Source organism: Liquorilactobacillus vini DSM 20605 (genome assembly GCF_000255495.1).
Taxonomy (GTDB): domain Bacteria; phylum Bacillota; class Bacilli; order Lactobacillales; family Lactobacillaceae; genus Liquorilactobacillus; species Liquorilactobacillus vini.
Map to the genome: position 1 here is coordinate 1 of NZ_AHYZ01000057.1, position 1,440 is coordinate 1,440.

General features: G+C 28.5%; 1 protein-coding gene and 1 pseudogene. Both read right to left on the minus strand.

Features of this window, described 5'->3' with window-relative positions; translation table 11 throughout:
- A pseudogene (locus tag ON15_RS03275) lies at nt 1-287 on the minus strand (phospho-sugar mutase); the annotation flags it as partial.
- Between the two features lie 53 nt (nt 288-340).
- On the minus strand, nt 341-1,440 hold a 1,100-nt coding region (locus tag ON15_RS03280), incomplete at its 5' end, for a glycoside hydrolase family 38 C-terminal domain-containing protein (RefSeq protein ID WP_010580059.1).

A 1,440-nucleotide genomic window follows, 5' to 3' on the forward strand; every position in this document is an offset into this window, starting at 1 on the left:
GAATTTGCTCTTGTATCATACGAAATTACAACTCCTTTTTCTTTGTAAACCACATTAGCTTTAATCAGATAATTTCCTAAACCAACAGTCGCTCTTCCAACGGTATATTTGTTAAAATATTTAGTCCCAATGTCCATTTTAGCGCGAATACCGCCTGTACCAAACGAAGCATATCCTTCAAAATGATCTTTTTTTTGTTTCTCTGAATCAAGAGATAAAATCTTTTTCCTTAAAACTGGATCATCAACTTTTTTTAACCAACGTTGATAATTACTTTCCCAATTCAATATTGATTCACCTACCTTATCAAATTACTTTAAGATTTATTTATAATTTATAATTAAAGTTCAAATTTCAAAGTTACTATTTTGTATGGCTCTACATCAATACTCAAAACATTATTCTCTATAGAAATATTTTTTATAAACTTTTCTTCTAAGTTAGTTAATTGAACTTTTGACTTGCAAGCAAAATTTACTTTAATTGCAATCTTCGTTAATCTTCCTGAATATTCATTCAATCTCAAAATTATTCCTTTTTTATCTTCACTTAATTTAATAGCATCCACAGCAACTGGGTATCTAGCAGTAAAGTTAAATAAGGGTCCTGCTTTATAAATTAATTGATATTTTTCCAGCTGTAATTGATCATTCAACTCCCACCCATTTTTTTCAACATCCCCATCTACAAAATCTCCGTTATGTGGAAGAAGTGAATATACAAATGAATGCTGTCCTTGATCAGCATTTATATCTGGATAAATCCCTGATTTAATTAAAGTTAAAGATACTTTTTTGTCTTTAATTTTATATCCATATTTGCAATCGTTAAGTAGTGAAACTCCATAACCTAAATCTGATAAATCAGCCCATTTATGACCAACCGTTTCAAATTCTGCTTGTTCCCAAGTTGTATTATTAGAAGTTGATCGTAAAATATTTCCGTACTGAATATCAAAACGAGCATATGATGAGTTAATATTTGTATTAAATTCAGTTCTTAATAATGTTTGATGTTCATGCCAATCTACATATGTTTTAAAATCAATTCTTGGTGAGAACGAATAAAAAAGAACTATTTGTTTAATCTTAGAGTTTCTAAAACTATAAACAAACTCAAATGAAGTAAATAGCGAGTTATTTTCTAAGAGTTGATAGCTTCCCGCCTTCAACTGAGTACCCTTGTGAATATAGTCTTTATCAATATTCCAATTATCAAAATCAAGTGGTCTATCTTCATAAATCCAAAGTAGATTCCCACCTAGCTTAGTATCAAACACTTCTCTTTTGTTAATATGATCATAAATCTCTTTAATAGATCCTGAAGATGAAATTTTAATATTGTAAAAAGGAGTTAAAATATTCTCACCATTAATAACTGATGTCTCTTTTAATATTTTTTTCTGACCATACGTTTCAGTAAAATTATCTTTATTTATGG